Genomic DNA, 13,162 nt, shown 5'->3' on the forward strand with positions numbered 1-13,162 from the left:
GCCGAAAGCTTACAAATCGCGGGAAGGGGGTGAAAGGCAAAAGCGAAGCAAGGCTTGAAAACTGCGGCGATGCGCGGAAGCTGTGCCAAGCGATGGAGGGAAGCATGATCTTCAACCTGGGTTCCGTAAATATCGACTATGTCTACGCGGTGCCGCACCTGCCGCAGCCGGGTGAGACCCTGGCGGCGGCGTCGATGTCGGTTGGTCTGGGCGGCAAGGGTGCGAACATGTCGGTGGCGATTGCAAGGGCCGGGGGACCCGTGCGCCATATTGGTGCTGTGGGACCGGATGGCGTTTGGGCCAAAGCGCGGTTGGCCGGGTACGGGATAGACGTGGATCATGTTGCGACGGTCGATGTGGCGACGGGTCATGCGATCATCAACGTCGATGCGCAGGGGGAGAATGCCATCGTGATCTTTCCCGGTGCCAACCACGAGCAGTCGGACCGTGCGATTGCCGCAGGCTTGGCCGATGCTGGCGCGGGCGACTTTCTGATATTTCAGAATGAAACCAATGGCAGGGAGTTTGCCATGACTCAGGCCCTGGAAAGGGGATTGCAGGTGATCTACGTGCCCGCGCCCTATGATGAAGACCCGGTAAAGCCATTGCTTCCAAAGGCTGATATCCTGGTATTGAACGAAGTCGAGTTCGGCCAGATGATACAGGCCACGGGCCGCGATGTGGCGACGCTCGGGATTCCTACCATCGTCGTAACGCGCGGGGCGCAAGGGGCGGTTCTGCTGGAGGAATCCTCAGGCTGGTCTGAACGGGTTTTTTCGGCACCGAAGGTCGCCGCGATTGATACGACAGGTGCCGGCGATACGTTCGCGGGGTACTTGGCCGCTGGATTGGAAGTTGGCCTTTCGGCTGAACAGTCGGTGGAACGGGCCGTGACCGCCGCGGCGCTGAAGGTCACGCGCCGCGGGACGGCGGAGGCTATCCCGTCACTGGATGAAGTTCAGACCTTCTTGGGTCAAGAGCCGACGAAGGGCGCGTCGTCGCCCCAAAGCTGACGGATGCGTTCGTCGCGACCGCACGCCTCGCGGTATGCCTTGTAGGCCTTGGCCTGGGTTTTCGGACCGAAACGGGTGATTATCAGGCGGTCGCCCTTGTAGTAATCCTGGTGATACTCCTCGGCCTCGTAGAAATCTGACGCGGGCAGGATCGGGGTGACGATCTTTTGGCCGAGAGACGCGGCCGCCTTGGCCTTGGCCGTTTTCGCGGCCTCTTCCTCGGCCGCACCTTGGGCAAAGATTGCGGTGCGATAGCTGTCGCCGCGGTCGCAGAACTGGCCGCCGGCGTCGGTCGGATCGACCGAGCGGAAAAACAGCGACAGCAGCTGTTCACGGCTGACCTCTGCGGGGTCGTACTCGATCTGAACCGCCTCGTAGTGACCGGTTCCGCCGCGCACGACTTGTTTGTAGGTTGGGTTTTCGACGGTACCGCCGGTGTATCCTGAGATGACTTCGCTTACGCCGTCCACGGATTCGAAATCCGCCTCTACGCACCAGAAACAGCCGCCGGCCACCGTCAGCGTTTCGGTTTCGGCGGCCTTCGCAGCATTCGTCTGGACCCCGAAGCCGACGGCGATGGAAATGGCGAGCACGGTCGCCTTGATGTTTCGCAGGTGGTTCATGGCACAGCCTCCCTTTGCCTGAGGTCAAACTGCCGCGTTTGGGCAACTGTTCCAATTCACCTGCCTGTGAGGTCACGCGCGGGTGATGCGAATTTACCCCTTGGCACCGAAATGGCCTGTTCCTAGCGTGGGCTGAAACAAATCGCCGGGGCGGTTTGTAACAAATGAAAGGCGACGGGCATGACAGAGCATCAGACGACCCACCAGGCGGAAGAGGATGCGCGGAACGAGGAGATCCTGATCTGGCTGAACGGGCGGATCGTACCGAAGGCAGAAGCGCTGATCAGTGTCTATGACAGCGGTTTCATGCTGGGCGACGGGGTTTGGGAAGGTCTGCGGCTGTATGACGGGACATGGGCGTTCGTGGACGAGCATCTGGATCGGTTGTTCGAGGCGGCGAAGGCGATCGACCTGGATATCGGCCTGACGCGCGAGGAGGTGTTGCAGGCCATTCTGGACACGCAGAGCGCCAATGAGATGACAAGCGATGCCCATGCCCGCCTGATGGTGACGCGGGGCATCAAGACCCGGCCGTTTCAGCACCCCAGCCTGTCGCGGCAGGGGCCGACGATCACGATCATCATGGAGCATTCGCGCCCCAAGATCGCGCGGCCCATACGGTTGGCCACGGTGCCGCATCTCCGGGGCCTGCCGATGACGCAGGACCCGAAGCTGAATTCACACTCCAAGCTCAATTGCATCCTGGCCTGTATTGCCGCGGAAAAAGCCGGGGCGGACGAGGCGTTGATGCTGGATGTGCATGGCTTCGTGAACACGACTAATGCCTGCAATTTCTTTATCGTTCGTAAAGGGGCCGTTTGGACCTCGACCGGGGACTATTGCATGAACGGGATCACGAGGCAGAAGGTGATCGATTTGTGCCGGGAAAACGACATTCCGGTTTTCGAGCGGAACTATTCACTGGTAGATACCTACGGTGCCGACGAGGCATTTCTGACAGGCACGTTCGGCGCGCAGACGACGGTGAGCGAGATCGACGGGCGGCCCATCGGCGACGGTAAGGCCGGGCCGGTGACGCGTCGGATACAGGAGCTTTACAAGAACCTGATCGCCAAGGAATGCGCCTGATGCGGATCGCGATGTGGTCGGGGCCGCGCAACCTGTCGACGGCGATGATGTATTCGTTTGCAGCGCGGGGCGATTGCGCGGTGATCGACGAGCCGTTCTATGCGGCCTACCTGACGATGACGGGCCTGCAGCACCCGATGCGGGACGAGATCATCGCGTCGCAGCCGAGCGATCCGGAGGATGTTGTTGCCGGGCTGATCGGGCCTATCCCACGGGGAAAGCAGCACTTTTACCACAAGCACATGGCGCAGCACATTATCGACGGCGTGCCGCGCGACTGGATCCGGGACGTGGTGAACGTGTTCCTGATCCGGCATCCGGCGCGTGTGGTCGCGAGTTTTTCTGCCAAGTATGAAAAGCCGACACTGGACGATATCGGCTTTCGCCAGCAGGCGGAACTGTTCGAGCAGGTCAAGGCGCTGGGCGGCGATCCGGTGGTGATCGACAGTGCGGATATCCGGCGCGATCCGGAGGGCCAGTTGCGGGCCTTGTGCGCGCGGATCGGGCTGGACTGGACGCCGAAGATGCTGGGCTGGCCCAAGGGTGGACATGAGGATGACGGCGTGTGGGCCAGTCACTGGTACGGGGCGGTGCATGGCTCGACCGGGTTTGCGTCGGCCGAGGGAGAGGTGCCGGAATTGACCGGCTGGAAGGCCGATTTGTCCGAAGCCGCGATGCCCTATTACGAAGCGCTGCGGGCGCATTCGGTCAGGGCATCGTTGCGGGGTTAACGGCGAATCAGGGTCGAAAAGGCACGTCGGTATCGCGTCGGTATTCCGGCGGTTCACCGACGGTGCCAGTGTCGCGCGCCATGTGTGAAGGCACCGCGCGCTCGGCAGCCCTGATGGGCTGCCTCGCTTACCCTTTCAGACGACGGTTGCGGGCGGCAAGCAGTTTCAGGCGCAGGGCGTTCAGCTGGATGAAGCCGGCGGCGTCTTTCTGGTCGTAGGCGCCGGCGTCTTCCTCGAACGTGACATGCGCCTCGGAATAGAGCGAGTGATCGGACCAGCGGCCGACGCAGTTGACGGACCCCTTGTAGAGCTTCAGGCGGACGGTGCCGGTGACGTGCTCCTGCGACTTGTCGATGGCGGCTTGCAACATCTCGCGTTCGGGGCTGAACCAGAAGCCGTTGTAGATGAGTTCGGCGTAGCGTGGCATCAGGCTGTCCTTGAGGTGGCCCGCGCCGCTGTCGAGCGTGATCTGTTCGATGCCGCGATGCGCCTCGAGCAATACCGTGCCGCCCGGCGTTTCATAGATGCCGCGGGACTTCATGCCGACGAAGCGGTTTTCCACGAAATCGAGCCGGCCTATGCCGTGCTTGCCGCCCAGCTCGTTCAGCTTGGTCAGGATCGTGGCGGGCGACATCGCTTCGCCGTTGATCGAGACGGCGTCGCCCTTTTCGAACCCGACTTCGACCACTTCGGGGACGTTCGGCGCATCCTCGGGATTTGTCGTACGCTGGTAGACGTAGTCGGGTGCGGGCTCGGCGGGGTCTTCCAGCACCTTGCCCTCGGATGAGGTGTGCAGAAGGTTGGCATCGACGCTGAACGGCGCCTCGCCGCGTTTGTCCTTGGCGATGGGGATCTGGTTCTTCTCGGCGAATTCCAGAAGGCGGGTGCGCGAGGTAAGATCCCATTCGCGCCAGGGGGCGATGACCTTGATATCGGGGTTGAGCGCGTAGGCGGCCAGCTCGAACCGGACCTGGTCATTGCCCTTGCCGGTGGCGCCGTGGGCGACGGCATCGGCGCCGGTCTCGGCGGCGATCTCGACAAGGCGCTTGGAAATCAGCGGGCGCGCGATGGAGGTGCCGAGCAGGTACTGGCCCTCGTAGAGCGCGTTGGCGCGGAACATCGGGAAGACGAAATCGCGGACGAATTCCTCGCGGATATCCTCGATGTAGATATTCGCGGGGTCGATGCCCAGAAGCTCGGCCTTCTTGCGGGCCGGGTCCAGCTCTTCGCCCTGGCCGAGATCGGCGGTGAAGGTCACGACCTCGCAGCCATATTCGGTTTGCAGCCACTTGAGGATGATCGACGTATCAAGGCCGCCGGAATAGGCCAGCACGACTTTCTTGGGCGCGGACATCTTGGTACCCCTTTGCATGATGTTGCAGGGGCGATTACCGGGTTTTGTCATGCGGGGCAAGGCGGCGGAGGCTTGCCACGGGTGACGCGATGGGCGAAGGACGAGGGATGAGCGATTTCAGAACAAATGCCCGGGCCGCCGAGGCCGAAATGCGGGAAGTCTTCGAGCCGACGCCGTTGCAGCGCAATGCGCATCTGTCAGACAAATACGGCGCGGAGGTGTATCTGAAGCGCGAGGATTTGAGCCCGGTGCGGAGTTACAAACTGCGTGGGGCGTTCAACGCGATGCGCAAGGTGATGGATGGCGGCGATGCGCCGGTGTTCGTCTGTGCGAGCGCTGGCAACCATGCGCAGGGCGTGGCGTTCATGTGCCGGCATTTCGGGGTGAGGGGCGTGATCTTCATGCCGGTGACGACGCCGCAGCAGAAGATCGGGCAGACGCGCAAGTTTGGCGGCGATGCAGTGACGATCCGCATGGTTGGAGACTATTTCGACGACACGCTGGCCAAGGCGCAGGCCTATTGCGCCGAGGTGGGCGGGCATTTCCTGTCGCCGTTTGACGACGAGGACGTGATCGAGGGGCAGGCGTCGGTCGCGGTGGAAATCGAGGCGCAGTTGGGCGTGGTGCCGGACCGGATCGTGCTGCCGGTGGGCGGTGGGGGTCTGTCGTCGGGCGTGCGCAGTTATTTCGGGCCGGAAGCGAACATGGTCTTCGTGGAGCCGGTGGGCGGGGCCTGTCTTGCGGCGGCGTTGAAGGCCGGCGAGCCTGTGCGGCTAAAGTCCGTGAACACCTTTGCCGATGGGGCGGCGGTGGCGCAGATCGGGGCGCGGACGTTTAAGCGGCTGCGCGATGTCGACGCGGCCAATGTGATTGCGGTGGCCGAAGATCGGGTCTGCACCACGATGCTGGAGATGCTGAACATCGAGGGTATGGTGCTGGAACCGGCAGGCGCGTTGGCGGTGGATGCGTTGAAGGATCTTGATGTGCGTCCGGGCGAGACGATCGTGTGTGTCACCTCGGGCGGGAATTTCGACTTCGAGCGGTTGCCGGAGGTCAAGGAGCGGGCGCAGCGGTTCGCGGGTCTGAAGAAATATTTCGTTTTGCGGATGCCGCAGCGGCCCGGCGCGCTGAAGGATTTCCTGACGATCCTTGGCCCCGACGACGATATCGCGCGGTTCGAGTATCTGAAGAAATCGGCGCGCAACTTCGGCTCGGTCCTGATCGGGATCGAGACCAGTGACGCGGCCAATTTCGAGCGGATCGAAGCAGAGATGGCCGCGGGCGGGTTCGAACACCGCGACATCACCAATGACCAGATCCTGGCGGAATTCCTAATTTGACGTCAGTCGGGGCAGTTCGCCCAGGAATTCGGTCTTGGACGAGGCGTAGGTCTCGACGATATGGGCAAGGTCGATATCCGACGCGTTGCCCCGGGCGACGGTGACCTCGCCATCCTTGCAGAGTTTGGAAAAATCGTCGAAGCCCAGGTTGAGGGCGCTTCCTTTGAGGAAATGCAGCTTGGCCTCGAGCGTTTCGGGGGCGGGATTGGCGCGAAGCTCGGCGATCTCTTCCTCGACCTCTTCTAGGAAGATCTCGACGACCTCGTCGAAATCCTCGGGCCCGATTTCGTCGCGCAGTTGGGTCACTCGGTTCCAGTCGATCATGGCATCCTCCTTTGCCCCGGACGCTAGGCGGGGCGGGATTAAGGGCGCGTGAAGGCCGGGGGTGAATTAAACGGCATTTTAGGCTTCACATGGCGTTAAGGGGGACGTGGTTGCATATGGGTCAAAACATTTAGGCAAGACCCGTGTCGGTTCACCCCAGCAAGGCGCCAGACCCGCCGTCCGATCAGATGAGCATACGCCGTGTGCTGGTTGTCGATGACAGCCGGTTGCAGCGGCGTATCATCCACGCGGCCCTGTCGCGGCTGGGTCTGGAGGTTGTCGAGGCGGGCTCGGGGACCGAAGCGCTGGAGGTTTGCGAGGCGGCGGCGCCGGATCTGGTGATTAGCGACTGGATGATGCCGGGGATGAACGGGCTGGAACTGTGCCGTGCGTTCCGGGCGCTGCCAAGAGAGGAGTACGGGTATTTCATCCTGGTGACCTCGAAAAGCGAGAAGGAAGAGGTGGCGCTGGGCCTGGATGCCGGGGCGGACGATTTCCTGACCAAGCCGATCAACCCCGGCGAGTTGCGGGCGCGGATCGCGGCGGGCGACCGGATCGTGCGGATGCAGCGCGAGCTGAGCGCGACAAACAGGCTGGTCCGGGAAACGCTGGCGGAGTTGCAGGCGCTTTACGATTCGCTCGACAATGACCTGATCGAGGCGAAGAAGCTGCAACAGTCCCTGATTTCCGAACGCTACCGTGACCTTGGCCCAGCGCAGGTGTCGATGTTGTTGCGCTCGGCGGCGCATGTGGGGGGCGACCTTGTTGGGGTCTTTCCGGTAAGCGAGACGCGAATCGGGCTTTATGCGATCGACGTGTCGGGCCACGGCGTGAGCTCGGCGCTTATGACGGCGCGGCTGGCGGGATACCTGTCGGCCACCTCTCCCGAGCAAAACGTGGCGTTGGTGCTGGGGCCGGGCGGATTTCGGCCGCGCCCGCCCGACGAGGTGCTGGCGGACCTGAATCAGATGTTTTTGGGTGAAATAGAGACTGAACTATATTTCACCATGCTGTTGGCGGATGCCGATCTTGAAACAGGTCGGGTGACCATGGCGCAGGCGGGGCACCCCTGCCCGGCCATTCAGCGGGCCGATGGGCGGGTCGAGTTTTCGGGGCCCGGCGGCCTGCCCGTCGGGCTGATTGACGGCGCGACCTATGAGCGGTTCGAGGTGCAGCTTTATCCCGGGGACCGGTTGTTCCTGCATTCCGACGGGGTGGATGAGTGCGCGGATGCGGCGGGCACGCTTTTGGGAGAAGAGGGCGTGCGGCGCCTCATGCAGGAGTTGCGGCAGACCGAGGGCATGGCGTTTCTGGAATCGGTGATCTGGAAACTGGCAGAGTATGCCGGGCGCGACGATTTCGACGACGACGTGTCGGCGGTGCTGCTGGAGTTCAAGCCAGTCGGAACAGCGCCCTGACGAAGTGCCGGTCGCCGGGGTTGCCGACATGGCGGGCGGCGGTTTCGGGATCGGCGAAGAATGCGGTATGGCCCGGCTCGGACGGTGCCGAGAGGGGCCGCACCGGGCGGGCGTGGTAGATGATGCAGATCTTGTCGGCCCAGAGATCGTATTCCGGCATGTAGACGAAGCGGCGGAACGACCCCAAACGCCGGGGCGCGGCGATGCGCCAGCCGGTTTCCTCGAACACTTCGCGGTGCAGCGCCTGCAGGGGCGATTCGCCGGGGTCGATGCCGCCGCCGGGCAATTGCATCTCGGGCTTGGGCTCTTCCTGCCAGGTCAGGAGGAGTTTTCCGTTGCGCGGCAGGATGGCATAGGCGCCGGGGCGCGCGGTGTAACGGATATCTGGCCGTGGCGGCTTGCCGAAGCGTCGCATGGCGCGGCCCCCTTGGAGTATGCCTTGTTGCGCATATATAGTCGCGATATGCCAAGAACGGGCGCACAAGAAAACCCCCCAAAGGATACGCGATGACACTCGGCCAGAAGATCGCCTGGGACGATACCGTCCTGCCATTTCAATTGGACCAATCGGACGTGCGCGGCCGCGTGGTGCGGCTGGACGGTGTGCTGGATGGTGTGCTGAAGCAGCATGATTATCCCGCGCCGGTGGAGGCGCTGATTGCCGAGATGGCGCTGATGACGGCGCTGATCGGGCAGACGATCAAGCTGCGCTGGAAGCTGTCGTTGCAGGTGCAGGCGAACGGGCCGGTGCGGATGATCGCGACGGATTATTTCGCCCCGTCCGAGGATGGCGAGCCGGCGAAGATCCGCGCCTATGCCAGTTTCGACGCAGAGCAGATCACGGATGCGACGCCGTTCGACCAGATCGGCGAAGGGTATTTCGCGGTGATTCTGGACCAGGGCAAGGACACCGCGCCTTACCAGGGGATCACACCGATTGCAGGCGCACGGCTGAGCGATTGCGCCGAAGCCTATTTCGCGCAGTCCGAGCAATTGCCGACGCGGTTTGCGCTGAGCTATGGCCGTTCGACCGAGGGCGACGGGCGCGAACATTGGCGCGCGGGTGGCGTGATGATCCAGATGATGCCCAAGGCGTCGCCGTTTGCCAGCGGTGGCGGAAGCGGCGAAGACGGGTTGCTGTCGGCCTCGGACATCCTGGATGAGGACGGCGAGGAGAACTGGAACCGCGTGAACACCCTGCTGGACACGGTCGAGGACCTGGAGCTGATCGGGCCGTCGGTGTCGTCGACCGACCTGCTGGTGCGTCTGTTTCACGAAGAAACCCCGCGCGTCTTCGACGTGCAGCCGGTGCGCTTTGGCTGTACCTGTTCCGAGGAACGGTTGCGCAACAGCCTGTCGATCTATTCGGCCAAGGATATCGGGCACATGACCACCGACGAGGGCACGGTCACCGCCGATTGCCAGTTCTGCGGGGCGCATTACACGCTCGACCCGGCGACGCTGGGTTTCGAGGCCGAGGCGAAGGGCGATGACGAGTGACCTGATCGCGACCCTGCGCGATGCGTTGCAGGGCGACATGGCACCGTCGTCGGATTACGACCTGAACCCGGATGTGGTTTTGCCGGAGGGGCGCAAGCTTCGGCCTGCCGGAGTGCTGGTGCCGATCGAGGTGACGGAAGCGGGCGCGCGGCTGTGGCTGACCAAGCGGTCCTCGGCCTTGCAGCATCATCCGGGGCAGGTCGCCTTTCCGGGTGGCAAGCAGGAAGAGGGCGACGCGGATATCGTGGCCGCCGCGCTGCGCGAGGCGCATGAGGAAATCGGGCTGTCACCGGACAAGGTGGAGGTGTTGGGCACGTTGCCGCCGCACGAGACGGTGACGAGTTTTTACGTGACGCCGGTGATCGGGGTTATTTCGGGTCCTTTCGAGCCGGTGCCCGAGGCGGGCGAAGTGGAGGAAGTGTTCTCGGTTCCGCTGGAGCATGTGATGGAATTGGGCCGGTTCAGGGTCGAATCCCGGCGCTGGCGCGGGACGCGGCGGCATTACTTCGCGGTGCCGTACGGGCCTTATTATATCTGGGGCGCGACCGCGCGGATGTTGCGCGCGATGGCCGAGGCTGTACGCTTGGGCGCATGACCCTGACAGGCCCTTGGATCGACGCGGACGAGACGCAGGACGTGTGCCGGATGCTGGAGGCAGCCGGGCATCGCGCGTTGTTGGTCGGCGGGTGCGTGCGCAACGCGCTGATGGGCGTGGCGGTGAACGACATCGACATCAGCACGGATGCGCGGCCCGAGACCGTGATAGCGCTGGCCGAAGCGGCGGGAATGAAACCGGTGCCGACCGGCATCGAGCATGGCACGGTGACGGTGGTGTGTAGGGGCGTGCCGTTCGAGGTAACCACGTTTCGCAAGGATGTGGAGACGGACGGGCGGCGCGCCGTGGTCGCCTTTGCCGATGACATGGAAAGCGACGCGCGGCGGCGGGATTTCACGGTGAATGCGCTGTATGCGACGCGAAAGGGCGACGTGATCGACCCGCTGGGCGGGTTGCCGGATATCGCGGCGCGGCGCATCCGGTTCATTGACGATGCCGAGACGCGGATCCGGGAAGATTACCTGCGCATCCTGCGGTTCTTTCGATTTCACGCGGCCTATGGTGACCCGGATGGCGGTCTGGACCCGGACGGGCTGGCCGCCTGCGCGGCGCTGGCAGACGGGATCGACGGGCTGTCGAAAGAGCGGATCGGCGCGGAAATGGTCAAACTGCTGGCGGTGCGCGACCCCGCGCCTGCGGTGGCTGCGATGCGGCAGGCGGGGGTGCTGGCGCATGTGCTGCCCGGCGCCGGGGATTGGGCGCTGGCGCCGCTGGTGCATCTGGAAGAGACGCATGGAGTTGGCGTGGACGCATTGCGGCGGTTAGCGGTGCTGAGCGGAAAAAGTCCGGTCGAGGCGCTGCGCCTGAGCCGTAAGGATGCGCGGCGGCTGGAGGTTTTGCGGGACGAGGCCGCCGGCACACAGACGCCGGAGGCCTTGGGCTATTACCACGGGGCGGAGACCGCGCGCGATATCTTGCTGTTGCGCGCCGCCCTGTTGGAGATGCCGATTCCAGTTGAGGCCCTTGCCGGGATAGAGTTGGGTGCCACGGCCAGTTTCCCGGTGGGCGCCGAGGATCTGATGCCGGAATACGAGGGCGCCGCGCTGGGCAAGAGGCTGCAAAAGCTGGAGGCGGCTTGGATCGCGTCGGGCTTTACGCTCGACCGGCAGGCGCTGCTGGCACTGGCGACATGAAAGGGTCATTTGACTTCGCGGCCCTTTGGCGGCATCTTGCCCGCACCACATGGAGGTTGAGACATGTTTATCGGGGATTTTGAACGCTCATAAGCGCCGGATCGCAGAAGTGATCCCGTGCGCGGCGTCGCGCCCCTTTGCCATGTCTATTCCTTCGCGGAGTCCCCTCCATGTTCAAGTTTTTCGAAAACCTCGTTGATCCTTATGTGCCGTATGAAGAGTCGGACACGCCGCCGACGCGGCTGTGGCCGTTCATGCGGCTTTACATGGTGCCGTTTCGCCGGGTGTTCTGGATGGCCGGGATCATGTCGGTCGTGGTGGCCGCCATCGAGATCTGGCTGATCTACTATATGGGGCGGATCGTCGACATCCTGGCCGGCGACCCGATGGAGGTCTGGCGGGACTACGGCACCGAGATCATCGTGGTGGCGGTGTTCATTCTGTTGATCCGTCCCGCGATACAGGCGTTCGACGTGATGTTGCTGAACAACACGATCCTGCCGAATTTCGGCACGCTGATCCGCTGGCGGGCGCACAAGCATGTGCTGCGGCAATCTGTGGGCTGGTTCGAGAACGATTTTGCCGGCCGCATCGCGAACCGGATCATGCAGACCCCGCCGGCGGCGGGCGAAGCGGTGTTCCAGGCGTTCGACGCCATCGCGTTTTCCATCGCCTATATCATCGGGGCAGGTATATTGCTGAGTGATTCCGACCCGCGGCTGATGCTGCCGCTGATCGGGTGGCTGGCGCTGTACGGATGGCTGGTGCACTGGACGGTCAAACGGGTGCAGCCGGCCTCCAAGGCGGCGTCGGATGCGCGCAGCCTTGTGACGGGGCGCGTGGTGGATGCCTATACCAACATCCATTCGGTGAAGCTGTTCGCGCACAACACGCGCGAGGTGGAATATGCCAAGGACGCCATCGAACACGCGCGGCAGACCTTCCAGAACGAGATGCGGATCTATTCGGTGATGGACGTGGTCCTGACGCTGCTGAACGGTCTGCTGATCGTGGCGGTCGTGGGCTGGGCGTTCTGGCTGTGGATGCAGGGGCAGGCGAGTGTCGGCGTGGTGGCCGCGGCGACGGCGCTGACCCTGCGGCTGAACGCGATGACCGGGTGGATTATGTGGGCGCTGACCTCGTTCTTTCGGCAACTGGGTGTCGTGGCCGAGGGGATGGAGACGATTGCCCAGCCGATCACGCTGGTGGACGCGAAGGATGCCAAGCCGCTGGACATGCAGGAAGGCCGGATCGAGCTGCGGGAGCTATCGCATCACTTCGGGCGTGACAGTGGCGGGTTGGATCGGATTTCGCTGAATGTCCAACCGGGCGAGAAGATCGGGCTTGTGGGCCGGTCCGGGGCCGGGAAATCGACCCTGGTCAAGCTGCTTTTGCGGTTCTACGACGCGGAAAGAGGGCAGATCCTGATTGACGGGCAGGATATTTCCAAGGTGACCCAGGACACCCTACGCGACCGAATCGGAATGGTGCAGCAGGACAGCTCGTTGCTGCATCGCTCGGTGCGTGACAACATCCTTTATGGCAAACCCGAGGCGAGCGAGGCAGAGATGCTGGAGGCGGCGAAGAAGGCCGAGGCGCATGACTTTATCCTCGATCTGGAAGACCCACAGGGGCGCACCGGCTATGACGCGCATGTTGGTGAACGCGGTGTGAAGCTGTCGGGTGGGCAGCGGCAGCGGATCACGCTGGCGCGGGTGATCCTGAAGGATGCGCCGATTTTGCTGTTGGACGAGGCGACCAGTGCGCTGGACAGCGAGGTGGAGGCGGCGATTCAGGAAACGCTTTATGGCATGATGGAAGGCAAGACCGTGATCGCGATTGCCCACCGCCTGTCGACGATCGCGCATATGGACCGCATCGTTGTGCTGGATCAGGGTCGAATTGTCGAAGAAGGCGGCCACGCCGAGCTGTTGGCGCAAGGCGGCCTCTACGCCCGGTTCTGGAGCCGTCAGTCGGGCGGGTTCATCAATGCCGACGAGGACGAGGCCGCGGAGTAGAGC

Annotated in this window: 13 protein-coding genes; 9 read left to right on the plus strand and 4 right to left on the minus strand. The window is 63.3% G+C overall.

From position 1 onward, the window contains the following. The first annotated feature begins 104 nt into the window (after nucleotides 1-104). Complete coding sequence (locus XM53_RS16720; RefSeq protein WP_057795625.1) at nucleotides 105-1,013, plus strand: ribokinase; 909 nt, start codon at nucleotides 105-107, stop codon at nucleotides 1,011-1,013. On the opposite strand, the gene msrA is transcribed toward XM53_RS16720, so the two are convergent. Next, a complete protein-coding gene (gene msrA / locus XM53_RS16725) occupies nucleotides 974-1,636 on the minus strand; it encodes a peptide-methionine (S)-S-oxide reductase MsrA (RefSeq protein ID WP_057795383.1) in 663 nt (220 codons plus the stop codon). The two genes, XM53_RS16720 and msrA, sit on opposite strands and share 40 nt — an antisense overlap. 180 nt (nucleotides 1,637-1,816) lie before the next feature. Here msrA and XM53_RS16730 point away from each other — a divergent pair, with 180 nt between their 5' ends. After that, on the plus strand, nucleotides 1,817-2,725 hold the full coding sequence (locus tag XM53_RS16730) for a D-amino acid aminotransferase (protein ID WP_057795385.1): 909 nt from the start codon (nucleotides 1,817-1,819) through the stop codon (nucleotides 2,723-2,725). Beyond that, nucleotides 2,725-3,456 carry a sulfotransferase-like domain-containing protein gene (locus tag XM53_RS16735; protein WP_057795627.1) on the plus strand — a complete coding sequence of 244 codons (732 nt, stop codon included), beginning with the start codon at nucleotides 2,725-2,727 and terminating at the stop codon, nucleotides 3,454-3,456. Before XM53_RS16730 ends, XM53_RS16735 begins: the two co-directional genes overlap by 1 nt. A gap of 127 nt (nucleotides 3,457-3,583) precedes the next feature. Here the strand turns inward: XM53_RS16735 and XM53_RS16740 are convergent, their stop codons facing one another. Continuing rightward, on the minus strand, nucleotides 3,584-4,810 hold the full coding sequence (locus XM53_RS16740; RefSeq protein ID WP_057795387.1) for an argininosuccinate synthase: 1,227 nt from the start codon (nucleotides 4,808-4,810) through the stop codon (nucleotides 3,584-3,586). A 107-nt stretch (nucleotides 4,811-4,917) separates the two neighbouring features. Here XM53_RS16740 and ilvA point away from each other — a divergent pair, with 107 nt between their 5' ends. Next, nucleotides 4,918-6,150, plus strand: a complete 1,233-nt coding sequence (gene ilvA / locus XM53_RS16745) for a threonine ammonia-lyase IlvA (protein WP_057795389.1) — start codon at nucleotides 4,918-4,920, stop codon at nucleotides 6,148-6,150. Here the strand turns inward: ilvA and XM53_RS16750 are convergent. Next, a complete protein-coding gene (locus XM53_RS16750) occupies nucleotides 6,142-6,474 on the minus strand; it encodes an Hpt domain-containing protein (protein ID WP_057795391.1) in 333 nt (110 codons plus the stop codon). The genes ilvA and XM53_RS16750 overlap by 9 nt on opposite strands. A gap of 188 nt (nucleotides 6,475-6,662) precedes the next feature. Here XM53_RS16750 and XM53_RS16755 point away from each other — a divergent pair, with 188 nt between their 5' ends. Continuing rightward, nucleotides 6,663-7,892 carry a PP2C family protein-serine/threonine phosphatase gene (locus tag XM53_RS16755; RefSeq protein ID WP_057795393.1) on the plus strand — a complete coding sequence of 410 codons (1,230 nt, stop codon included), beginning with the start codon at nucleotides 6,663-6,665 and terminating at the stop codon, nucleotides 7,890-7,892. Here the strand turns inward: XM53_RS16755 and XM53_RS16760 are convergent. Then, complete coding sequence (locus tag XM53_RS16760) at nucleotides 7,867-8,307, minus strand: NUDIX hydrolase (RefSeq protein ID WP_057795395.1); 441 nt, start codon at nucleotides 8,305-8,307, stop codon at nucleotides 7,867-7,869. The genes XM53_RS16755 and XM53_RS16760 overlap by 26 nt on opposite strands. Before the next feature lie 92 nt (nucleotides 8,308-8,399). Between XM53_RS16760 and hslO the strand changes: the two genes are divergently transcribed. From hslO to XM53_RS16780, 4 genes are all read left to right on the plus strand, one after another. Further along, complete coding sequence (gene hslO / locus XM53_RS16765) at nucleotides 8,400-9,392, plus strand: Hsp33 family molecular chaperone HslO (protein WP_057795396.1); 993 nt, start codon at nucleotides 8,400-8,402, stop codon at nucleotides 9,390-9,392. Beyond that, nucleotides 9,382-9,987, plus strand: a complete 606-nt coding sequence (locus tag XM53_RS16770; protein ID WP_057795397.1) for a CoA pyrophosphatase — start codon at nucleotides 9,382-9,384, stop codon at nucleotides 9,985-9,987. Before hslO ends, XM53_RS16770 begins: the two co-directional genes overlap by 11 nt. Continuing rightward, nucleotides 9,984-11,141, plus strand: coding sequence for a CCA tRNA nucleotidyltransferase (locus tag XM53_RS16775; protein ID WP_057795398.1), 1,158 nt, complete (start codon nucleotides 9,984-9,986; stop codon nucleotides 11,139-11,141). Before XM53_RS16770 ends, XM53_RS16775 begins: the two co-directional genes overlap by 4 nt. A gap of 170 nt (nucleotides 11,142-11,311) precedes the next feature. After that, complete coding sequence (locus XM53_RS16780; protein ID WP_057795399.1) at nucleotides 11,312-13,159, plus strand: ABC transporter ATP-binding protein; 1,848 nt, start codon at nucleotides 11,312-11,314, stop codon at nucleotides 13,157-13,159. Nucleotides 13,160-13,162: the final 3 nt, after the last annotated feature.

It is taken from the genome of Roseovarius atlanticus (assembly GCF_001441615.1).
GTDB classification, from domain to species: domain Bacteria; phylum Pseudomonadota; class Alphaproteobacteria; order Rhodobacterales; family Rhodobacteraceae; genus Roseovarius; species Roseovarius atlanticus.

Coding starts and splice junctions, on each gene's coding strand:
- XM53_RS16720 (WP_057795625.1), top strand. CDS start 105: ATGATCTTCAACCTGGGTTCCGTAAATATCGACTATGTCTACGCGGTG.
- msrA (WP_057795383.1), bottom strand. CDS start 1,636: ATGAACCACCTGCGAAACATCAAGGCGACCGTGCTCGCCATTTCCATC.
- XM53_RS16755 (WP_057795393.1), top strand. CDS start 6,663: ATGAGCATACGCCGTGTGCTGGTTGTCGATGACAGCCGGTTGCAGCGG.
- XM53_RS16740 (WP_057795387.1), bottom strand. CDS start 4,810: ATGTCCGCGCCCAAGAAAGTCGTGCTGGCCTATTCCGGCGGCCTTGAT.
- XM53_RS16750 (WP_057795391.1), bottom strand. CDS start 6,474: ATGATCGACTGGAACCGAGTGACCCAACTGCGCGACGAAATCGGGCCC.
- hslO (WP_057795396.1), top strand. CDS start 8,400: ATGACACTCGGCCAGAAGATCGCCTGGGACGATACCGTCCTGCCATTT.
- XM53_RS16730 (WP_057795385.1), top strand. CDS start 1,817: ATGACAGAGCATCAGACGACCCACCAGGCGGAAGAGGATGCGCGGAAC.
- XM53_RS16780 (WP_057795399.1), top strand. CDS start 11,312: ATGTTCAAGTTTTTCGAAAACCTCGTTGATCCTTATGTGCCGTATGAA.
- XM53_RS16760 (WP_057795395.1), bottom strand. CDS start 8,307: ATGCGACGCTTCGGCAAGCCGCCACGGCCAGATATCCGTTACACCGCG.
- XM53_RS16775 (WP_057795398.1), top strand. CDS start 9,984: ATGACCCTGACAGGCCCTTGGATCGACGCGGACGAGACGCAGGACGTG.
- XM53_RS16735 (WP_057795627.1), top strand. CDS start 2,725: ATGCGGATCGCGATGTGGTCGGGGCCGCGCAACCTGTCGACGGCGATG.
- ilvA (WP_057795389.1), top strand. CDS start 4,918: ATGAGCGATTTCAGAACAAATGCCCGGGCCGCCGAGGCCGAAATGCGG.
- XM53_RS16770 (WP_057795397.1), top strand. CDS start 9,382: ATGACGAGTGACCTGATCGCGACCCTGCGCGATGCGTTGCAGGGCGAC.